This window comes from Nitratireductor aquibiodomus NL21 = JCM 21793 (genome assembly GCF_000615975.1).
GTDB lineage: Bacteria > Pseudomonadota > Alphaproteobacteria > Rhizobiales > Rhizobiaceae > Nitratireductor > Nitratireductor aquibiodomus.
Genome location: NZ_BAMP01000028.1, coordinates 1 through 21914, shown reverse-complemented (window position 1 = coordinate 21914; position 21914 = coordinate 1). Strand labels below are relative to the sequence as shown.

General features: G+C 60.6%; 17 protein-coding genes and 1 pseudogene. 11 read left to right on the top strand and 7 right to left on the bottom strand.

The window, feature by feature from the left end; genetic code table 11:
- Positions 1-92: 92 nt before the first annotated feature.
- From JCM21793_RS25185 to JCM21793_RS31710, 6 genes and pseudogenes are all read right to left on the bottom strand, one after another.
- The gene (locus JCM21793_RS25185; RefSeq protein ID WP_025030270.1) at positions 93-740 is read right to left on the bottom strand and encodes an ABC transporter ATP-binding protein; all 648 of its coding nucleotides are present in this window, start codon (positions 738-740) and stop codon (positions 93-95) included.
- Positions 734-3673, bottom strand: coding sequence for an ABC transporter transmembrane domain-containing protein (locus JCM21793_RS28220; protein ID WP_081784678.1), 2940 nt, complete (start codon positions 3671-3673; stop codon positions 734-736). Before JCM21793_RS28220 ends, JCM21793_RS25185 begins: the two co-directional genes overlap by 7 nt.
- Complete coding sequence (locus JCM21793_RS10020) at positions 3670-4449, bottom strand: MFS transporter (RefSeq protein WP_081784677.1); 780 nt, start codon at positions 4447-4449, stop codon at positions 3670-3672. Before JCM21793_RS10020 ends, JCM21793_RS28220 begins: the two co-directional genes overlap by 4 nt.
- Positions 4380-5135 carry an MFS transporter gene (locus JCM21793_RS10015; protein ID WP_025030267.1) on the bottom strand — a complete coding sequence of 252 codons (756 nt, stop codon included), beginning with the start codon at positions 5133-5135 and terminating at the stop codon, positions 4380-4382. Before JCM21793_RS10015 ends, JCM21793_RS10020 begins: the two co-directional genes overlap by 70 nt.
- Positions 5086-5586 (bottom strand): helix-turn-helix transcriptional regulator, encoded by a 501-nt coding sequence (locus JCM21793_RS28215; RefSeq protein WP_162175219.1) that lies wholly within the window; start codon positions 5584-5586, stop codon positions 5086-5088. Before JCM21793_RS28215 ends, JCM21793_RS10015 begins: the two co-directional genes overlap by 50 nt.
- A 56-nt stretch (positions 5587-5642) precedes the next feature.
- Positions 5643-5963, bottom strand: a pseudogene (locus JCM21793_RS31710) (hypothetical protein); the annotation flags it as partial.
- A 926-nt stretch (positions 5964-6889) separates the two neighbouring features.
- Here JCM21793_RS31710 and JCM21793_RS10005 point away from each other — a divergent pair.
- The 5 genes from JCM21793_RS10005 to JCM21793_RS09985 are packed head-to-tail and all read left to right on the top strand — an operon-like array spanning position 6890 to position 13246.
- The gene (locus tag JCM21793_RS10005) at positions 6890-8539 is read left to right on the top strand and encodes an ABC transporter ATP-binding protein (RefSeq protein ID WP_202901415.1); all 1650 of its coding nucleotides are present in this window, start codon (positions 6890-6892) and stop codon (positions 8537-8539) included.
- Positions 8536-10287 (top strand): ABC transporter ATP-binding protein, encoded by a 1752-nt coding sequence (locus tag JCM21793_RS10000; protein ID WP_025030264.1) that lies wholly within the window; start codon positions 8536-8538, stop codon positions 10285-10287. The genes JCM21793_RS10005 and JCM21793_RS10000 overlap by 4 nt, the downstream gene beginning before the upstream one ends.
- A gap of 34 nt (positions 10288-10321) precedes the next feature.
- Positions 10322-11266, top strand: a complete 945-nt coding sequence (locus tag JCM21793_RS09995) for an ABC transporter permease (RefSeq protein WP_025030263.1) — start codon at positions 10322-10324, stop codon at positions 11264-11266.
- The gene (locus JCM21793_RS09990; protein ID WP_025030262.1) at positions 11263-12213 is read left to right on the top strand and encodes an iron chelate uptake ABC transporter family permease subunit; all 951 of its coding nucleotides are present in this window, start codon (positions 11263-11265) and stop codon (positions 12211-12213) included. The genes JCM21793_RS09995 and JCM21793_RS09990 overlap by 4 nt, the downstream gene beginning before the upstream one ends.
- Positions 12214-12250: 37 nt before the next feature.
- Positions 12251-13246, top strand: a complete 996-nt coding sequence (locus tag JCM21793_RS09985) for a siderophore ABC transporter substrate-binding protein (protein WP_025030261.1) — start codon at positions 12251-12253, stop codon at positions 13244-13246.
- A 77-nt stretch (positions 13247-13323) separates the two neighbouring features.
- Here the strand turns inward: JCM21793_RS09985 and JCM21793_RS25175 are convergent, their stop codons facing one another.
- Positions 13324-13920: a TetR/AcrR family transcriptional regulator gene (locus JCM21793_RS25175; protein WP_036540077.1), complete on the bottom strand. Its 597-nt coding sequence runs from the start codon at positions 13918-13920 to the stop codon at positions 13324-13326.
- A 546-nt stretch (positions 13921-14466) separates the two neighbouring features.
- On the opposite strand from JCM21793_RS25175, the gene JCM21793_RS25170 reads away from it, so the two are divergent.
- The 6 genes from JCM21793_RS25170 to JCM21793_RS25165 all read left to right on the top strand — a co-directional run bounded on the left by JCM21793_RS25170 (position 14467) and on the right by JCM21793_RS25165 (position 21714).
- Positions 14467-16209: a TonB-dependent receptor gene (locus JCM21793_RS25170; protein ID WP_051556157.1), complete on the top strand. Its 1743-nt coding sequence runs from the start codon at positions 14467-14469 to the stop codon at positions 16207-16209.
- Positions 16179-16484 carry a TonB-dependent receptor gene (locus JCM21793_RS30215; protein WP_051556156.1) on the top strand — a complete coding sequence of 102 codons (306 nt, stop codon included), beginning with the start codon at positions 16179-16181 and terminating at the stop codon, positions 16482-16484. Before JCM21793_RS25170 ends, JCM21793_RS30215 begins: the two co-directional genes overlap by 31 nt.
- 305 nt (positions 16485-16789) lie before the next feature.
- Positions 16790-17710 carry a helix-turn-helix domain-containing protein gene (locus JCM21793_RS09970; RefSeq protein WP_244439714.1) on the top strand — a complete coding sequence of 307 codons (921 nt, stop codon included), beginning with the start codon at positions 16790-16792 and terminating at the stop codon, positions 17708-17710.
- A gap of 86 nt (positions 17711-17796) precedes the next feature.
- Positions 17797-19875: a TonB-dependent receptor gene (locus tag JCM21793_RS09965; protein ID WP_025030259.1), complete on the top strand. Its 2079-nt coding sequence runs from the start codon at positions 17797-17799 to the stop codon at positions 19873-19875.
- Positions 19869-20873: a class I SAM-dependent methyltransferase gene (locus JCM21793_RS09960; protein WP_025030258.1), complete on the top strand. Its 1005-nt coding sequence runs from the start codon at positions 19869-19871 to the stop codon at positions 20871-20873. The genes JCM21793_RS09965 and JCM21793_RS09960 overlap by 7 nt, the downstream gene beginning before the upstream one ends.
- A 1-nt stretch (position 20874) precedes the next feature.
- Complete coding sequence (locus JCM21793_RS25165) at positions 20875-21714, top strand: ABC transporter substrate-binding protein (RefSeq protein WP_202901414.1); 840 nt, start codon at positions 20875-20877, stop codon at positions 21712-21714.
- The last annotated feature ends 200 nt before the right edge of the window (positions 21715-21914 follow it).

Genomic DNA, 21914 nt, shown 5'->3' with positions numbered 1-21914 from the left:
CACCTCACTCTGGATCGGCCCACTGAACCGACAATTCACCCCGGGGATAGGACAGGCAAAAAAACTTCTCCAGAGACTCCACTTTCGTGGTCTCAAGAAATTGTTTTGTCATATTCAGCCCCCTGCCCAGCGGGGACAGCACCCTCCCGCGCAGCGCGTTCCGCATTCCAGAGCCGCCGGTAAACAGCGCAATCGGAAAGCAGTTTCTCGTGCCGCCCTTCGGCGACAATCGAGCCGTTCTCAAAGACGAGAATCGCATCGGACCCGGTGATCGAGCGCAGCTTGTGGGCAACGACGATGACCGTACGCCCTGCGCAAAGCGATGCGATCGCGGTCCGTATCTCGAACTCACTCTCCGGATCCACCGATGCGGTCGCCTCGTCGAGGAGAACGATCGGTGCGTCCTTGAGAAGCGCCCTCGCAATGGCCAGCCGCTGCCGCTGCCCTCCAGACAAAAGCTGTCCGTTTTCGCCGATATGCGTGTCGTAGCACTGTTCGAGTGCCTCGATGAAGTCGTGGCAGGCGGCAGCCCTGCATGCAGCTTCGAGCTGGCTGTCAGTTGCCTCGGGTTTGGCAATTCGCAAATTCCCGGCCACCGTGTCGTCAAACAGGAATGTGTCCTGAAAGACTGTAGCAAACATACCAGCGCGCTGGTCTTCGCTCATATCGCGCAAGTCAACACCACCAATGCGCACCGCCCCTTCGTCCACATCCCAGAAGCGCGCCAATAGGTTCAGCACCGTGGACTTTCCCGATCCCGATGGCCCCACCAGGCATAGAGGCCACCTGCCGGCAGGACGAAGCTCGCCAAGCGCAATGCCGGTAACGCGCGATCATAGGAAAAGGACACGCGCTCGAACTCGATCCCCGTGTTATGCGGCTTGCCCACAGCATGGGGTTCGCTCAGCCGCTCCATGGCGAGAATTTCCCGGATGCGCACAAAGGCGCGCTCCTGTTGACGCCGATAGAATGTCAGTTCGAACGCATCGCCAAGCGGACCGTAGAAGAACAATCCGATGACCATGAAGACCAACAGAACAGCGGGGTCGATGCGGCCCGAGATCGCCAGTGTTCCGCCGACGCCGAGCAGAACGCAGAAACCTGCTTCAAGAACAGCCTGGCCGAGCCCCACGGTCGGCGCGACACGGGTCACAGTGGAAAGGCTGATGTCCCTGTGCCCTGCCAGACTCTCGCGCAACGGAGCACTGACGCGCCCTTCGAGCCCCAGCGAGCGGAATGTCGGTATAGACTGAAGATAATCCATAATGCGCGCGCTCAGATCCTCGCGTGCGAGGACCATGCGCTGCCATACACCAACAGCCACCCTATCCGACCAAGCGACCACGAGCATGAAAATCGGCACAGTCGCTACGATGGCCAGCGCCATGCGCCAGTCGAGCAGCGCCATCAGGATCAGGCTGATGACGGGAGCCACAAGCGAGCGCACAAGCTGCATCGCGGGCGTTACATAATTCAGCTCCGTCGTATGCTGCGTCAGCAATGTCTCGAGCGCTCCCGTATCCCTGCGCGTTAGCTGCCCGAGCGGAATGTGAGCGAGTTGGTCGGCCAGGCGGCGCTGGAGTGCAGCAACCACGCCGGTCTGCACCTTCCAGAGACTGCGGTTGGCCACCAGATTGCAGAGCACCTGAAGGGTGAAAAGCCCCAGAACAACCGCAGCATAAAACCATATGCGTTGTTGCGTCAGCTCGCCGGAGATCACATCCAGCATAAGCATCAGAACGGCGATCACGGGCGCGCCCATCATAAGCGCTTCCAGAACCAGAAGCGGCAAGGCCCTGCCGAACAATTCGCGCCGCATCGGGCCGGCAAGCGCCAGTGCAGTGCGCAGAGTTCCACCTTCCTCGGGAAGGTCCAACGCCGGTTGGGCAGTGTCTACAAACGGCTTCTGTTCCGCTTCCGTGGCGATTTCCGGGCTGCCTGCCGCGCAACCCTTCGCCAGCGACCATCCGTCGGCCGCGGCATATTGTTCATAGAGCCTGGCGTAGTCCGGGCTCTCCTTCAGAAGCGTTTCATGCTTGCCGGAAGCAACAATCTCACCCTCGCGCATGAAGAGGATGCGATCGGCATGCCGGATCGTGTCGACCCGATGCGCGATGGCGATAACCGTACGCCCCTTCGAGAGTTCCCGCAAAGCCACCAGCACCTCCGCCTCGCTGTCTGGGTCCAGCGCGGAGGTCGCTTCATCCATTATGACAATGGGTGCGGCGCGCAGAATGGCGCGGGCAATGGCCACACGCTGGCGCTGGCCACCGGACAACAGCCGGCCACCCTCTCCCACGGGCGTATCGAGCCCCCTTTCGAACTCCAGCGCGAAGTCGAGAACGAGCGCCCTTCGGGCGGCGTCTTCCACCTCGGCATCGCTTGCGTCTGGACGCCCTGCACGGATATTGCCCGCGATGGTGTCGTTGAGCAGATAAGCATCCTGCAAAATGAAGCTCATCATTGCAGATAGCGACTGCCGATCGATGCGTCGAATGTCGACACCGCCGACAGCGACGGCACCCCCATCCACGTCCCAAAACCGACCAGCGAGACGTGCGAGGGTTGTCTTGCCACTCCCCGACGGACCGACAATGGCAACCAATTCCCCGGCATCGACCCGGAAGTCTGTGCCACGGACACCGCGTCCATTCTCTCCATACGCAAATGAGACATTGTCAAAGGCAATGTCGTGACGGGTTGGAATCTCGACGCCGCTGCCCTGCACCTCCATCTGTTCCGCATCGAGTATGGAACGAATGTTGGCACCCGCCGTCTGCATGCGCATTGCAAAGCTTCCGGCTGTGTAGAGCAGCTTGTAGACGGAGGCATTCACACCCAATCCCAGCAGAAGAAACAGGATCAGTGTCGGCAGGTCGATACCGCCGCTCAGATAAAGCAGCCCGCCCGTTGGCAGCACTACAAGGACATTCGCCCGCAACGCCGCCATCATGAGCGCGCTGGGTAGGGCCGCCGCAACAGACATTCGATAGGTGGCATCTGCCATGCCGCCAATTGCCTCGTCGAGGCGCCTGAAGGCTCCTTGCCCCCCGACAAAGCTGCGTATCACCTTCATGCCGCGCAGAAACTCCACAACGGCCGCCCGCAGCGCAACACTACCCGCAAAATACCCGGCGACCTCGTTCCTCGCCATGATCAGCGAAAGCGGGTACAGGCCAACGATCAGCGGGAACATGGCCAGCGCTGCAAGCGCCAGTCGCCAGTCGAAGAACGCAAGGAAGAGACCAACCGTCAGCGGCACAGCGGTTGCTGAGACAATATCGGGAACGGCGTGCGCGAGCACTTCTTCCACCTGCTCCACATCCTCCGATATGATCTTCTTGAGTTCCGCTGTTGAACGCTTGGCGAAAAAGCCAAGCGAGACCCCGTCCAGGCGCTCAATCAACACAAGACGCAGATCATGAAGCGCCCGATAGGCAGCCCTGTGCGAGAGAGAGGTGGATGCGGCAGAGAGGGCCGCCCTGCCGAGGATTGCTGCAAAGGCGAGTGTAATGAACGTCCACAACGCCGCGTGCGAAAGGCGACCGTCGTTCACAAGTATCGCCACCCGGTATACTGCATAACAGGGAGCAAGGCCCAGGAGATTGGCCAGAAATGCCAATGCCGCCGATATCGCCAGTGCCATTCGTTCCTGAAGCAATATCGATTTCATCGACCTGCCTCCGCGGAGTGCCGCTCTCGAAGGAGGAAACAGAAAAAGCAGGCACCAAGGGCACCGAGAGCCGCTCCGGCGAACACACTGCCATAACCGATATAGACTGCCACTTGCCCGGCACTGAGCCCGCCGAGAAAACGCAGAAATGCATCCAGCGATGTCATCAGGCCATAGTCCGTGGCGGAGTGCTCGCGGCTCGCAAAATTCATGTAAAGCTGCCAGGTACCGACTGTCAGCGCCCCGGCGAGACAGAAATCGCCAATTGCCAGCGCTGCGACCGTGGCAGGCGAAAAATGGACAGCCCAGATCAGGGCGAACAACACACCCGCCTTTGCCACATAGAGCAGCCCCATGACGGCAATCACCCCGAAACGCCTCAGCAGGTAACCCATCGCAAAGCTGGCGGGTATAACGGAGCCGGTCGCAACCGTACCCAGCAACCAACCCGCCTCGGAAGCGGAATACCCCCTGTCGATCAACAGCGCGGGAACCAGCACGTCAGCACCGGCTGCCATTCCGAAACAGACTATGGCCAACACCATCGGACCAATTCGATCGTGGCCAAGGAACCGGCGCCATGCGGCCACACCCGGCCTTTCAACGACCGTGGTTCCCGTACTCTTTACCGTTACGGGATGATCCTGTTTCAGCACCCAGGCCGGCAGAGAAAACACGAGCACCGTCAGCGAAACCGCGACGATGCTCATTTCCCAACTGAAAAGGTCGTTGAGGCGTAGCACAAAACCGGAGCCGACCATCGCACCAAGCACCATGCAGCCACGCCGGCAGCATTGGCTACAGCCCGGCTTTTCACATCTGCATTCTCGATCAGCCAGGACGCAAGGATCAACTGTATCGTTGCCCCGACACAGGCACACAGCAGCGAGAGAGCAATCAACACCCAGGGTGACGTTTCAGGTCTGAAGAGCGCCACCAGAAGGAAAAATCCTGCCAGAAGGAATGCGAGAAACCTGAGCCACGCCAAACGGCCTCCGAACGGTCGGACGGTGCTGCGGTCAAACCAGGGAGCCCATAGCCATTTGAACGCAAACGGCAGCCACACAACATAAGTGAAACCGATGAGATCGAGCGTTGCGCCGCTCTCCCTGAGAACTGCCGGCAAGCCAAGCGTGAAGAAATAGCTGGGCACTCCCTGTAACAGGCTGAACGAGCCCATGAGGATTATCGGTGCAAGGACGAGCTTTTTACCGAAGACCCTGCGGGCGACGAGACTACCGGCACTGGTGGAAGAAGAATTCACTGAACGTCTCTGCATTTGGTGAAGGATCGCGCGAAGCAAAGCCTCACGCAAAAGAAGACTTTTCACATCATAATAATCGGGTCCACGGAGGTAGTTTTGCGCAATCACGAAATGCGTTTGCGCAATCAAGAAATTCAGGGCGTTCGCCTCAATGGATCGGCGAACAGCCTCCGTCGGCCGCAATGGGGCGCGGCTCATCTCGCGGAACGTGTCCAAAATGGCGCCTATACGCCGTCGCAAAAGCACCGGGATTGCTGAACCCGACCCTGTAGGCGACCTGCGAAACCGGTAGGTCGGTTTCACGGAGAAGCTGCTGCGCGTGCTCCAGCCTCCGCACACGCAGATAGCCGAAAATGGTGTACCCAAAGGCCTGGCGAAACTGTTGCGAGAGCGTGGTCACGTTCACCCCCACTCTCCGGCTCAATTCGGCAAGCGTTGGCGGCGTGTCGATGTTTGCTTCGAGCAACTCCCGCACCGCATGGACCCTATCCCGCTCTCGGCGCCCCATCGAGGCGACCATTCTGTCATTCTCCCCCGCGATGCGATTGATCGCGGCAAGAAGGGCCAGAGCGCCACCTTCGAACTGTAATGCGCTGAGGCGGCCATGGTGTTGGGCGGGTGCGACCATGCCGTTGAGATACGACGCCAATTCACCCGACCTGTGCAAAGTGCGCAGATCCCCAGTACCTCCGGAAACCGCGCGATCGCGCCCATGCTCTCTTCGCCATAGTCTTCCAGCATGGATTGAATGCATTCGTGCGAAAGCGACAGACCCACATTCAGACAGCGCGCGCCGGACTTATGCATACCTATACATTCCCGCTCAGTGGGAAGGCGGGCCACAAGCGGGATATGTGGGAGGATGTCTACTGTTCCGGTCCCCGAAACACGAAGGTTTGACGCATCGCGACCAACCAGGACACCAATGAAAACAGACGGCGGGACATCCGCTCGCAAGATAGTATCACGCGTGTAAGTGACATCACAGAAACTGGCCTGCAGACCCGCCCTGATCTGTCGGGTCAAGACATATCCACTCGCGCTATCCGACGCGATATCCCGTCTGATCAAACCCTGCAAAGCTTCCGGCAAGTGCCGCCCTCGAAAATGCCACCCTGAAATTGTGCATTGTATTTAATATGACTTTTATTGTCATCTTTATTTTTCCGCCATTGGAGTCCGAAGGGCGCATCCCATACGCAATATGTTTGCCGCCATAAAAATCAGACACCCACCTTCAACAACCATTGATCAGCGACAAGCACTCGTTTGTTGATAACAGACTAAATTGCATCGCGTTTCGCATCAGGCATTACACGGCAGCCAGCCCCAAAGACAGAGCAAACATACATGGTGAAGTTCTGGAAAACGCACCCATTTAGCATGTGATGCCATGGCCCCTGGCAACGAGACGCCCCTTGCGCAGAAGAGCGATCCGGCTGCAGAAGCGCGCCGCCAGCCAATGCAGTCAGCGCCGTCAGCATGATCGCCCGGTGTCGGGCATCATCTTTGGTCTGGCCTGCCTCATTGTTCCACACTGCGCCCATCTCGGTCTCGCAGCCATGAACGTCGATCAAAAATCACCAAAAGCCACTGGATAAGGCTTTGCTCAATTGGCGAGGGGCGGATGAACGATCCGTTGACCCTGATATTTTTTTAGTTTATTCTATATAAACAAATTACGCTGCTCGCGCTTGACGTGAGGCAAGCCACCCGCAGTTTTTCCTGCGCACAGCCAACAGCAGAGAGTTCTTTTCCGCCGCCTGCACCCGGTCGGTCCGGTGGTTTTGTTCAGGGCTGCACACAAAAACAATGCTGAACGTACGAACCCAGTGAAACTCCAAGGCTCAAGTCCCATCCGCGAATTGCTGCGCCCAGTTCGTGGTCGTTTGATTGTTGCTGTCGCGTTGACGGGCTTGGGCTCGATGCTCACGCTGGCACCGTTGGCGGGAATGGCGCAAATCGCAAAGATCGCCATTAACGGGGCCGGAGCCGAGGGTGCGCAAGGCGGTATCTGGCTCATCGCGCTGGCAAGTTTCGCCTGCCTCTTCCTTGGACTGGCGCTGATCGCCGCTGGCGAACTGGCCGCGCATTTGGCTGACAACCGCCTGACCCACGGTCTGCGGCGTGCGCTGGTGGAGCGGCTTTCCCGTGTGCCTCTCGGCTGGTTCAGCAGCCGAGCGTCGGGCGAAGTCAAACAGGCGATGCAGGACGACATCGGCACGCTGCACGAACTGACCGCGCATTACTACACCACGCTCGGGCGCGCCGGGGGCGCGATCCTGTTCTCCGTCGTCTACATGCTTGTCGTGGACTGGCGCATGGCGATCGCCTCGCTGCTTCCCTTCCCTTTCTACTATCTGATCTTCGGCGCGGCGAAGAAGGCGATCAGCGAAGAGCGCATGACACAATTCGTCACCGGCCAGGCGCGGATCAACAATGCGGTGATCGAGTTCGTAAACGGCATTCCGGTCGTCAAGGCTTTCGGCGTCAGCGGCAAGGCGCATGGCGCATATCGCGAGGCGGTGGACGCCTTTACGAAAGCGTTTCTGAGCTTCACCCAGCCTCTTGTCGCGCCACTGGCCAACGCCAATGCGATCATCGCGCCGGTGACGGTCCTTGGTGTCGTGCTGGCATTCGGCACTCTTTTCGTGAGCCTCGGCTGGATAGCGCCGGTCGATGTGCTGCCCTTCGCGCTGATCGCACCCGGCATTTCCGGGCCGTTGATGCTGCTCGGTTTCATTTCGCATGGCGTTGCCGATGGCACGGCTGCCGCGCAGCGCGTGCAGGCGCTGCTTGAAACCGAACGTCTGGAACAACCCGCTCCGGGAACGCTACAGGTTCCCGCCGGAACGGAGGTTCGTTTCGAGAATGTCGGCTATGCCTATGACGGGCAGAATGCGGTGCTTTCCAGCATCGATCTCACACTTGCGCCCGGCACCGTCACTGCGGTTGTGGGTGCATCGGGGGCGGGCAAATCGACGCTCGCGCGTCTGCTTCTGCGGTTTTTCGATCCAACGGAAGGGCGCATTCTGCTCGGCGGTGCGGATCTGCGTCTGATCGAAACCTCGCAGCTCTACCGGTCCATCGGTTTCGTTCTGCAGGACGTGCGGCTTGTTAACGCGAGCGTTTACGACAACATTGCGCTCGGCCGGCCTTCCGCCAGCCGGCAGCAGGTGGAGGCGGCGGCACAAGCGGCCAGCATTCACGAGCGCATTCTGGCTTTGCCGCGCGGCTACGACTCGGTCATTGGCGAGGACGCAAAACTCTCCGGCGGCGAGGAGCAACGCATCTGCATCGCCCGCGCCGTTTTGCTGGATCCGCCCGTTATGGTGCTCGACGAGGCGACATCCGCCGCCGATGCCGAAAACGAGGCGGCAATACAAAAGGCCCTTTCCCGCATGGCGCGCGGGCGCACGCTGCTTGTCGTCGCGCATCGGCTCGACACCATCAGGCACGCGGACCGGATTGTCGTGATGGAAGACGGCGCGATCCGCGAACAAGGCACCCACGCGCAACTGCTATCCGCCGGCGGAGCCTATGCCCGGCTCTGGCAATCGGGCGGCTATGCCGATGCCGTGCAAGAGGCGGTGGCGCCATGATGAGAACCTTTATCCAGCTTCTTGGAGAAGATGCGCCCATTTTCCGCCGCTATGTATGGATGGCGGTGCTCTACGGGCTTCTGAGCGGCCTCACCATTGCGGCTCTGGTGCCGGTTCTGACGCGGCTTCTGGCCGGTGACGCGCATGGATCGGCGCTCTGGCTGTGCGTGCTCCTTGTCGGCGTCGTTGCCTGCTGGGCATGGCGGCGGCAGGTGGAGAAGGCCGGCATCGGAGTGGGCATCGTCGTATTGCAGGGCGCGCGGCATCGCATCGGCGATCACGTCGCGCGCCTCCCGATCGGCTGGTTTACCCCGGAAAACACCGCCCGCCTCAATCATGCGGTTTCCAACGGCATGATGGAGATCGCGCAACTGCCCGCCCATGTCTTCACGCCTGTTTTCAGCGGCGCGGTGACGCCGGTCGTCATCGTGGTGGTGCTGTTTGCGCTGCAATGGCAGATGGGGCTGATCGCACTTCTGGCGCTTCCCGTGTTTTCCGCCGTGTTCGTGATCGCGGCGCGTTTCGGAAGACGTGCAGACGAGACCTATCATCGCAATGCCGCCCGGACGAGCCAGCGCATGATCGAGTTCGCACAGGCGCAATCGGTGTTGCGAGCCTTCAACGGTGAAGGCGGCGGCACCCGTTTCCTCGAACAGGCCATCGACCGGCAACGCCGGTCCGGCAGAGAGCTGATCCTGCTGTCGACCGCTTCCGTCGTGCTCAATTCATGGGTGGTGCAGGCCGTGTTGGCGGCTTTGCTCATGGTTGCTGTGGTGGACATTCAGGCGCGCCTGGGCGCAGGGCTGGAAGCCGGCCCGGTGATCGGGCTGGTGGTGGCCCTGCTTCTGTCCAATCGTTTTGTGGAACCGCTTCTGGACGTGGCGGGCTATGGCGAGGCGCTGCGCGGCGCGCGCAACCAGCTTGAGGCGGTGCGCGAGATACTGGCAATCAGCCCCCTCGCCGAGCCGGAAGCGCCCCGCGAGCCGAAAAACGCCTCCGTCGAGCTGCGCAACGTCACCTTCCGCTATGCCGCCGATCAGCCTCCTCTGTTGCAGGGCATCGATCTGAAGGTTGAGCCGGGCAGCATGGTCGCGCTGGTGGGCGCGTCCGGTTCGGGCAAAACAACGCTCATGCGGCTGGTTGCACGTTTCTTCGATGTGGAGAGCGGCAGTGTTCTGGTGGGCGGGGTGGATGTGCGCCACATGACAGGCGAGCGGCTTGCCGGCCAGATCAGCCAGATTTTCCAGGACACCTATCTTTTTCAGGGAACGATTGCCGAGAACATCCGCATCGGCAGGCCGGATGCAAGCGATGCCGAATTGGCGGAGGCGATCAGGCAGGCCGGCGTGGAGAGAATTGTCGCGCGCATGCCGGATGGGCTGGAGACGGTCGTGGGCGAAGGCGGCGCGCGTCTCTCCGGCGGCGAGCGCCAGCGCATTTCGATTGCCCGTGCGCTCATCAAGGATGCGCCGATCCTTCTGATCGACGAAGCCACGGCTGCACTCGATGCGGAAAATCAGGCGGCAATCGCCGAAACGCTGTCGCGCCTGCGCGGCAAGCGCACCCTGATCGTGATCGCGCACCAGCTTTCAACCGTCGCCATGGCCGACCGGATCGTGGTGCTCGATGCCGGACAAATCCGTGAAGAAGGGTCGCACGATGGACTGCGCGCTCAGGACGGGCTTTATGCCCGCTTTCTGAAACAGCGGCAGGCGGCGAAGGGCTGGCATATCGCCGCCACACCTTAGGATCAGGCCCCATTCGTATGACCCCAGGCGGACCATGACACGCGCGGCCTTCCCTCTCCTGTTCCTCAGCCTTTGCCTTGCCTCCCTTCTGGTCGGCGTGAAGCAGGTTGCGTGGAGCGACGTTCTCGCACTCGACGACGATGCCTGGCTTACGCTGACGGCAAGCCGTTTCCCGCGCCTTGCGGCGCTGGTCCTGACCGGCGTCGGGCTTTCGATCTGCGGCGTCATCCTTCAGCAGATCGTGCGCAACAGATTTGTCGAGCCGGCAACCTCCGGCGGGCTTGATGCCGCCAAGCTTGGCATTCTGGTGGCGCTGATCACTTTTCCCGCTTCCGGTGCCACGACACGGATGCTGCTTGCGCTGGTCTTCTGTTTCGGCGCGAGCCTGATTTATGTCGCGATCATCCGCCGGATCCAGTTCCGCAACACGGTGCTCGTTCCCGTCGTCGGTCTCATGTATGGCAGCGTATTGAGCGCCATTGCCGAGTTCTACGCATACCGGAACAACATATTGCAGAGCATGCAGGGGTGGCTCCTCGGCGACTTTTCAAAGATCGTTCAGGGCAATTACGAGATCGTCTATCTTGTTCTGCCGATTGTCGCCGTTACCTATCTCTTTGCCCATCGCTTCACGATTTTGGGCATGGGCGAAGGCATGGCCACAAGCCTTGGCCTCAGCTATTCGGCAACGGTGACGCTCGGCCTGCTTCTGGTCGCCATCACCGTTTCGGCAACGGTCATCACGGTCGGAACGATCCCGTTCGTCGGCCTCGTGGTTCCCAATCTGGTGGCGCTTTACCGGGGTGACAATCTTGGCCGAACCCTGCCGCTCGTGGCGCTGGGCGGCGCATCGCTTCTGCTTGCCTGCGACATTCTCGGGCGGCTGCTCATCTACCCCTATGAGGTGCCCATCGGCCTTACGGCGGGCAGCGTAGGCGGCATCGTGTTCCTCGCGCTCATCATCAGGAAAAACCGATGAAGAGGCTGGCGCGTCCCTTTGCCCTCTGGTCCGCCGTGATCGTTCTGGCGCTGACGCTGGTTCTTCTGCGGTCCGGCTACGATTTCAACTATGTGATCCCGAGGCGGCTGGTTCGGCTGGCGGCCATCGGCCTTGGCGGCATCTGCGTGGCTGTCTCTTCGATCCTGTTCCAGACCATTGCCGGCAATCGCATATTGACGCCGGCCGTGATGGGCTATGAGGCGGTCTATCTTTTTCTTCAGGCCCTCCTGATCCTGCTTCTGGGCACACAGAGCCTGGCGCTTCTCGGCCAACACGGCAACATCGCCATCTCGATCCTGCTCATGCTCGCCTATTCCTGGAGTATCCACCGCTGGCTTTTCAGGGATGGCAGGAACAATGTCTATTTCCTGCTTCTTCTAGGGCTGGTGCTGACCATGGTCATCAGCACCTTCACACAATTCGTGCAACTCAAGATCAGCCCCGGCGAGTTCGCCATCTTTCAGGGTTTCAGCCAGGCGTCCTTCGACCGGGTGCGCGCCGCGCAACTGGTCTATGCCGTGCCGCTTGTGGGGCTCGTGTGCATCCTCGTCTACAGGACGCTGCCGACGCTCGACGTTCTCGCGCTCGGCAGGGATCACGCCATCTCGCTGGGCGTGGATTATCAGCGGCGGGTGACATTCCTGCTCGCCCTGATCGCCATTCTCGTGGCCGTCTCCACCAGCCTTCTCGGCCCCACCGCTTTCATGGGCATTTTCGTGGCCAACATCGCCTATGCGCTGGCCGGAACCATGAAGCACCGCATCACGCTGTCGTTGGGCTGTGCGACGGCAATGGCCGTTTTTATCCTCGCGCAGCTTCTGGTGGAGCATGTCTTCGATCACAAGACCACGGTCGGCATCCTCATCAATTTCGTCTGCGGAGCCTATTTCCTCGCGCTGGTGATGCGCAGGAGAGGCACGGCATGACGACCACAAAACACCCCACCCCGACAGGAGACATACGATGATGTTGGACATTAAACGCGGGCGCTGGGCTTCCGCCCTTCTGCTTGCTGCGGTTCTGGGCCTTCAGGGTTGCGACAACAAGGCGGCCGAAGCCCCGGCGCAACCTGCCGCAGACGAGCAGGCCGCGAGTGCATTCGCGCCGATCACGGTCACGCACGGGCTGGGCGAGACGGTGATCGGGCAGCGGCCCGAACGTGTCGCCGCACTGGACATGAACGAGGTCGATTTCCTCGACCAGCTCGGCGTGCCGGTTGCCGGAACGGTGAAGGATTTCGTTCCGCACTTTCTCAAGAAGTACAAGGACGATGAGGCGGTGGCCGATCTGGGCTTCATCGTCAAACCCAATCTGGAAAGCGTTCATGCACTGAAGCCCGACCTCATTCTGATTTCGCCGCTACAGGCGCAGCATTATGAGGAACTGAGCAGCATTGCTCCGACCATTCATTTCGATGTGGACTACCGCAACAGCGCCAACGGTCATGTGGAGGTGGTGAAAGAGCATCTCGCGACTTTGGGGCAGGTGTTCGGCAAAGAGAAGATCGCGGATGAGAAAGCGGCTTCCCTCGACAAAAAGCTGGAAGACGTAAAACAGGTCACGAAGGATCGCCCCGAAAAGGCATTGATCGTGATGCACAACAATGGTGCCTTCAGCTCGTTTGGCGTGCAATCGCGCTATGGCTTCGTGTTCGATGCGTTCGGCGTGAAACCGGCGAGCGAGAAAGCTGAAACCGGTCTTCACGGACAGCCGATCTCCAGCGAGTTCATTCAGGAAACCAACCCGGACATTCTGTTTATCATCGACCGGACGGCGGTGATGGAACAGCGCCCAACCCTGAATGCCGAAACCATGGGCAACCCGCTGCTGCGTCAGACCGAAGCCTGGAAGAACGGGCGCGTGATCTTCGTGGATGCGGAGGCCTGGTATGTGACGGCCGCCAGTGTGACTTCCCTGGAACTGATGATCGACGATGTCATCAGGGGCTATGGTGAATGACCGGTCATGATGTCTGAAGCAGACCCGGCGTCACCGCATATCGTCAATCAATGGTATGTCGGCCTGTTCGAGGAGCTTCAGTGCCCCCGTGATGAGGCACGGACGCCGAGCGCATGTTCGGCGTCTATCGCATCCAGTCCCTTTGTCCCGGCGAGCTTGTCGCCTGAAAGAGCGGTGATGCTCTGCGCATCCTCGCGCACGGTATCGGCCAATGCGACGCAGTGATAGGCTATGGTGAAAAGCAGCCAGTGCGACCGCGATCTGGAGATTCCATAAGCGTTCGCCACATGCACCTGATGGGCATCGATCTTTGCCATCATGGGCGGTGTTATCGTGTCGCGGCGGAGCAGAAAGGGCGCGAGTCCGGGATGGGCGCCGATGAGCCGCCACATGGATTCGCTGAACGCGGCAAGGTAGCCCTCCAGATTCTCACAGCCTTTGCCATGCGTCTCCGGAAGCGGCCATCGCTCGAAGATTTCCTCTGCGACCAGGCACTTGAGTGCAGCAAGATTCTCGATCCGCTTGTAGAGCGCCATCTGGCTCACACCGAGGCGTTTGGCAACGCCTACGATGGTGAGATCGGGCAGACCCATTTCGATACCCGCATCTGCAAGGCGTTCGCGGGTAATGGTCCGCGGGCGCCCCCGCGCAGGCGGTGTTTCTTCACTGTTCATGCGCTTCTTTCTTCGGTGGCAAGCCGTACGCGCCAGATTACTGACCCGGACTGCTGACCCGGACCACTGACAATGCGGGACCATAGGGCGACACAATCCGCGCCTCAAGCAATGCTGCGCTTCGCTATGCCGATTGGCGGGATCTCCAGCCTTCACATTGACCGGTATCACATTTTAGTTTAGTATATATAAACTAATATCGATTCCACGCACGGGGGCAATGCTCCCTCATCCTCAGAGTTTGTACGTGAAGACATCCGTTCGCGCATGCAGCAGCCGTTTGCGGGTCCAGGTTCAAGCGTCCGGCATGCGGCTTCGAGGAGAGGCGAAACACATACGGGACTAAGCTTCAATCCCGAACAAGCAACGGTTTTTTCAAGCGAAACACCCCAGCCAGTTCCGGAAAATCAAGAAAATCCAAAAACGCTGGAAAGGAACTCAGAAATGAGCCTTGGGGACCGCATTCGGGCCGGAAGAATTGCTGATTGCCGCCGCTTGTTGCTAACCACCGCACTCACCGCATGTTCGACGGGCGCCCTGCAGGGAGTGGCAGTTGCGCAGGAGCAAAACGGCTATGCCGAGACAACGACCCTGCCAGCCATAACCGTGACCGGGCAGAAAATGGATCGTTCTCTGCAGGACACTGCCGTTTCGGTTTCCGTGGTAACGGCAGACGATATTGAGCAGAAGCCCGACGCGGGAACCGTTGCGGACATGCTTCAGGGCATTCCCAACGTGTTGTTCACGAACAATGTCGATGCGCCGATCATTCGTGGCATCGACACCAAAGGCCCTATCGTGAAGGGGAATGCCTATCTCGCCAAGCCGATCCCGCGCGCGACGATCAGTGTCGATGGCCGCTATCTCAACCCGTCCGAACTGGACTACGGAGCGGCGTCCATGTGGGACGTCGATTCCATTGAGGTTTTCCGCGGGCCGCAGACCACAACGCAGGGCGCACACAGCATGGCGGGCGCGGTCATCGTCAACACGAAAGATCCGACCTTCACGCAGGAACTGGCCGGCCAGGTTCTCTATGGCAGTTATGAGAAGAAGCGTGTTTCCTTCATGGCCAACGGGCCGATCATGCAGGATCTCGCAGCGCGCTTCGCGTTCGATTACAGCGGTCGCGAGACCTTCATCGATTACACAAATCCGGCCTTCACCGCACGCGACATGGACCAGGACTTTCGGGACATCAATGCGCGCATGAAGCTTCTGTGGGAGCCAGGCGAAATACCCGGATTGCAGGCAAAGCTCACCTATTCGCGCACGCAGATCAAACGCCCATCCGACGAGGCCGCGACCTATCCCTACGACAATCTCGAAAACGAGACCGTCTATGTCGACAGCGTCAGAACCCGAACCGACACAGGCATCTTCGATCTGAAATATGATTTCGGCAACGATGTGGTCCTGAGGAACCAGCTTCAATATTCGGACGGAACCTATGATTTCACCTTTGCCGAACCGTTCTCCGGTCTGGCAAGCCGCGACTACGAAAATCTCTCGAACGAGTTTCGCGTCAATTTCGGCAATGAGGATTCCGTCTGGAGTGGCGTTGCCGGCATCTACTATTCCAATGACAGGGCGCACAACAAATTCAACAATGTTCTCGGCTCAGCCGATGCCGACCTGACGCATCAGAGCGTCGGCATCTTCTCGGAGGTGAACTGGCGTCTTGCGGAACGCTGGGCGCTGACCGGCGGTCTTCGCTACCAGAACGACCGTATCGGGCATGACGGGGTTTCGAGTTATGTCCCCGGCGTGCGGCATGACTACGAAAAGACGTTTGACGCCATCCTGCCCAGCATCTCCCTGGCTTATGACGTGACCGACGATTTCACCGTCGGCGGTCTGATAAGCCGTGGCTATCTTCCCGGCGGTACGGGCGTGAACTTCCATGGCGGAGAATATTACACGTTCGATGAGGAAACCGCCTGGAACTACGAGCTTTTCGCGCGCGCCAATCTTCTCGACAACCGCCTGTCGATCACGGGCAATCTGTTCTACACCCGCTACAAGGGCTCGCAGCGCTCGGTCACGGATTATCTTCCTGACGGGCGCCCCTTTGGCTCGATCATCATCAATGCCGACCGCGCCGACGCCTACGGACTGGAACTGAGCGCCGATTATCAGGTGCTCGATAATCTGCGACTGCGCGGCGGTCTTGGTCTTCTGCGCACCGACATCACACGGTTTGCCGACTACCGTGGCAATGCGTTCGAGGGCAAGGAGTTCGCCAAGCTCCGGGATACATGTTCAATGTGGGCGCCGACTGGGACGTGACCGATACGTTCCGCGTGAGCGGCGACCTGCGATTCACGGACGATTATTTCTCGAACGACATCAACGAGATCGATTATCGCGTCGGCTCTTACTACATCGCGAATGTCCGCATGTCGTACAAGCCCACCGAGAACTACGAGATATTCGCCTTCGCGAACAACATCTTCGACAATCGCGCGCCGATCCAGAAATCTTTCGACAGAATGGCAAACAAGCCTTCGGCATCGATAATCGCGCCGCGGGAGATTGGAATTGGCATGAAGGTGAGTTTCTAAAGGAGTTTCAGGAGAACCGGAAACGGTTCTCCCCCACCCCGAAAGACAGACGGGGCTCGTTGCCATCCGCCTCCGATGGTTTCCCCTCCCGCCAAGCCGCATTGCATCAAGGGGCGGTCCAGACAGGCCGCTGCCAGTCAACAGCCTTGCAACTCAGGAAGAAATTGCTCAGACTTGGCAAGCCAGCCTGATTTGCCAGCCCGCTCTGTAACAGTTAGAGCACCTTGACAGTTGGAGCACCGGCCCGCCGCTTTCGGACCTTTCCGTTCCCGCGGACTGTTCCGATGATTGCGCTGGATGTTTGCATGAACCTGATTGAGCCGCATCGCTTTACACCCGTCGAGGCGGGAACGACGGCGACCGTCACTCTGCCGAGCCTGCCCCGCAAAACCCATGTCGATGTACGGCGGATCACGGCCGGGCTCGTGCTGGCGTGCAGCCACTTCTCAAAGGACATGCGGCAGGACGACATTGTCCGCCGCCCGGCGGGCGACCTGCTTTTGACCTTCAATCTCTCGGGCCGGATGCAGCTTGTCGGCCACAACGGCACGGCGCATGAGATCGGCGGTGGTCAGGCCTGGATCATCCGGACCGGCGGAAAGCCTCTGCAACGGATCGTGGAGAAAGGCGAAGGCTGCTCGAACATCGTCATAGCCCTCGCAATGTCCCGCCTCGACCCCGCCCTTTCCGATCAGTTTGAAAAGGCGCTGCCCGCCACGCGCCCGCTGCGGCGTCTGCGCCTTCCCGTGCCGGGACGGGCCGAACTGGACATGCTGCTGGACGAGCGCTGCGGCCCGGCCGCGCTTTTGCGCAAGGAGGGTCAGTGCCTCGCTCTTGTCGGCCACGCGCTCGAAGAGCTTTCAGCCTGTCCCGGCTCAAGTGTCGTGGCCGATCATCGCACCCTTCTGGTCAGCCGGATCACCGCGCTCCTGTCCGAACGGATGGCGGACACGATAACGATGCCGGAGCTGGAGCGGGCCGCCGGCATGAGCCACGTAACGCTGAACCATGTTTTCCGGGCGGAGACCGGCATGACGGTTTTCGAGCGCTTGCGAATGCTGCGGATCGAAACCGCCGAGCAGATGATACGCTACACCGATCGCAGCTTCACGGATATCGCAGCGACATGCGGATTTGCCGATGCCAGCCATCTCTCCAACGCGTTTCGCAAACGCTTCGGCGCGACAGCGAGCGAATGGCGTCGCCGAGGCAACAAAAACGGCTGACCCTTCACAAAACGCAAGCGTGTTTTCGGCGGTTACAAGTTTTCCCAAGCGGTTCGTGGCACGGCTTCCGGCAAAGGAGGCCATCAATGTCCCGCATTCACATTTCACGCGCCGTGCTTTTCAGCCTGTCAACGGCTCTGACTGGCATTCTGCTGCCGGTTCATGCAGGAGCCGAGGACGGCACGACCCATCTGGGCGAGATCACCATTTTCGCGAACCACTGGGAAGAACTTGCGCGCAAAGCGCCCGCAACGGCAACGGTGCTGCCCGAAGATGTGCTTGCAGCGCCGGTGTCTCCCGACCTCGATGCGATGGCCGCCCGCTCCGCCAACACGGTTTTCCAGCGCGCCAACTCCCAGAAGCGACTGGTCGTTCGCGGCATGTCGGCCTTCGACAACGCGCTGTCCGACCCGGTCGGCTATATGGTGAACGGCGTTCCCCTGCCCATGGGCACAATCCAGCTACCGCACTTTTTCGGTGCCGGGAACGTGACGCTTCTCAAAGGGCCGCAGGGCACCACATTCGGGCGCAACTCGGAAGCCGGCCTGCTGACATTCGACACAATCGCCCCCGGCAGCCGCGAAGGTGGAGAAGTCAATCTCGGTCTGTTCGGCTCGGATGCGGGAGCATCGCCTTTTGGTGGCAACGGCTCGGTCATCTGGTCGGGGCAGGCAGAACGCGGCCCGGCAATTTCACTCGGTCTGGAGTTCGCCCGCGACCCCGGCGTGATCCGGAACCCGGTGACGGGCGCGGACGATGGTGGCAGAAACCAGCGCGCCACCGGCTTCCTCGGTGTCCAGTGGGATGTGGGCGACAGCGGCTATCTCAAGCTGACCACCGTGGGCGAGGACCAGAAGCTCAACAAGGAGCAGTTCCGCTATGTTTCCGGACCGTTTGCGACAGGGCGCTATGAAAGCGTTTATTCCGATCCATCCTGGGAAACCCGGCGCAGCAGCATCAATGCGCTCGAATACGGCCACAGCTTCGATGGTTTCGACCTGAAGGCAATCACCGGCTTCACCACGTTCGACCGGGAGTTCGAGCTGGACTTCGACGCCTCCCCCCTGCCGCTCGGCGTGACGGAGATGGATGTTCGCGACCGAACCGTTTCGCAGGAAATCCGTCTGACCTCGACCGGTGAAGGCCCGCTGAAATGGACACTGGGCGTCAACGTGTTCAGCCAGAGCACGAAGGCCGATTTCAACCTCGGCGCCATGTCGACCGACCGCCACACGGAAATCGACCAGAAGGGCGCGGCACTCTATGGTTTTTCCGAATACGCCCTCAACGAGCGCTTCCGCGTCGGCGCGGGCCTCAGGGTGGATCACATAGCCTCGGATGCGTGGCAGCGTTTCACCTCGCCAATGGCAAACCTGCATTATGCGGGCAGCGACACATCGACCGCCCTTCTGCCGAAATTCACCGCAGCCTATGACCTTTCCGACGCGACGACGATCCACGCAAGCTATGCGCGCGGCTATATGCCCGCCGGCTACAATTACGGTTTCGCAAACAGTGCGGCCAGCCTGAGCTACGATGCCGAATACAGCTGGAACGCGGAGCTGGGACTGAAGCATGAGTTTGCCAATGGTGCGGTTCTGAACCTCGCCGCCTTCCACACCAGTGTGAAGGACAAGCAGATCACCGAGACCATTCCCGGTGCAGCCCAGTTCATCTCGAATGCCGGCGAAGCGAAAAGCTACGGCATTGAAGCCGAGTTGGTCGCACCTCTGGGACATGGGTGGGAAATCGCCGCGAATGCCGGCTGGCAGAGGGCGCGGGCGACAGCCTTCCGCACCACCTCGATGAACCCTTCGGCCGGAACACTGGTGCCCGTAGACTGGTCGGGCAACGCCCTGCCGATGGCGCCCGACATCACCTGGGGGCTGGCGCTGGCGCATCGCGGCGACGTCTGGAGCGGCCGCGTCAGCCTGCATGGTTCCGGCAGCTACTGGTTCGACCCGGCAAACAGCGTGAAGCAGGATGGTTTCGTCACCGTCGATGCCGAGATATCCCGGAAATTCGGCAGCGGAGACCTGACGCTCTGGGCGAAGAACCTTCTCGATCAGGAATACTACAGCGCGGCGGCAAACACGATGCGCGGCGTTGTGGTGGAAGATGGCAGTCCCCGCACGTTCGGGGTGAACTGGCGGACGACATGGTAACGACGGAACAACAGGCCGGTGCGCGGCGGCTTCTGGAAACGCTTGAAGGGCCGATCCGCTTTGCCCTTCTGAAATGGGCGCTTGAAAGCGAGGTCTTCAATCTCTGCCAGAGCCCCATAACGGTGGAAACCCTTGCTCAGAAGATGGACCTTCCGCCGAAATCTCTCGCACTGGCGCTGCGGGCGCTGGTTGCTTCCGGGTGGATGGAACATGAAGAAAAGCAATATCGCACGGCCCCTGCGATCCTGCCATTTGTGACAGCCGGGGGGCCGCATGCCATGACCGAGACTTTCCGCAGCATGGCGCAGACGCGCCATGCGGGTCTTGAAAACCTCGACGCCTTGATTGCCGGCACGGCGCAACCGGCTGGACCGCGCCTCTTTGACGACGCGCACTGGGATGCCAGCCACCGGTCGCTTGCAGCCTTTCATCGCGCGATTGCCGCCGATGTGGTGGAGCCTGCCCTCACCGCTCTGCCGGAGTGGCCCGACGCCCGGTCTTTCCTGGAGATCGGACCGGGATCGGCCGTTCTCGCGCGCCGGCTCCTCTCGCTGCGCCCGGACCTTGCCGTCACGCTCTTTGAGCTGCCGCCGGTTGCAGAACGGATCGCGCAGGAAGCATCGGATCTGCCGATTTCCATCGTGCCGGGCAACTACAATGACAGCCTGCCGGAAAACCGCTTCGACATCATCTGGTGTTCGATGACGCTCTATTTCCACGATAGCGGCCTGAACGCGCTGATCGCGCGCCTTGTGGAGCGTCTGGCTCCCGGCGGGGTTCTGGTCAGTTTTCATGAAGCGTTGACTGGAAACCGCACCGGTCCGTCCGAGCATGTGATCGGCCGCCTGCTGCCTGCGCTGCGCCACGGCGATGTGTCTTTCTGCGACGGCGAGATTGCCGGAGCCATGGCCGATGCCGGGCTGACAAGGCCCACATCGCAGACCCTTTCCACGCCATTCGGGCATTTCCGGCTCGACGCTGCCCGCAAGGAGGCCTGACATGCGCGTTCTCGCCCTGATCGTTGCGCTCTTGCCCCTGCAAGTTCAGGCCGCGGAGATTGTCCTCACCGGCCCACCCATCTGGGAAAGCGCGCCGCTGATCGCACTTGCGGAAGGCCAGCCGGTCGATGGCGTTACCTTCACCTTCCGCCCATGGGGCAGCCCGGAGGAACTGCGCAAGACGATAATGTCGGACCAGCCGGCAATGGCGGTTGCGCCATCGCCGACGGCGGCGATCTTCGCCGCCAGCGGAATCGGACTGCGTGTCATGTCGGCCACCGTCACCGAAGGCAGCATCTCCATCGTCGGGCGTGGTGCGCCAGTCGCCCGCCTCGGCGATCTGGAAGGCGCTTCCCTCGCCCTGCCCTTCAAGGGATATCTGCCCGACTTGATGATGCGACGCATCGCGCAACCCGGCTCCGAGAGCTGGCAGCCGCATTACACCGGCAACCCTGTCGCCGGGATGCAGCTTCTCATCGCCGGGCGTGTCGATACGGCGCTGCTCGCGGAGCCGATGGCGACCCTTGCTCTGACGCAGGATGCCGCCCTTGGCCGCAAGGCCGACCTTTGCACGCTCTGGCGCGCTGCGACTGAGTTGACCGATTGCCCGCCCGCAGGCGTGGTCGTCGTGAACGACGCATTTAAGAACAATCCGCAGATCCGGGGAGCCTATCTTGCCGCTTTCCACGCCCTTGCAGCGAACCCCGGCAACGCCGCAGACCTGCTTTCCCTGCATTTTCCGCATATGGACCGCGCGAGGGCGGGCTTTTCGAGGATCAGGCGCTGGACCTGCCCATGCCTGAACGGCAGGACGTGCTGGCGGCCTTTTTTGCCGAGATAATGAGCATCGAGCCCGCCGCCATTGGCGGCGCACTCCCCGGCCCGGACTTCTACGGACGATGATGCGGCGCCTCGCCTTTCTGGCGGGTCTTGCGGGGCTGGTCGCGCTCTGGGCCTTTGCCGCGCGCGAAAGCCTGCCCGCGATCCTGCCCGGCCCCTTGGCCGTGGCAAAGGCGCTTGGCACCATCCTCAGCGAGCGGA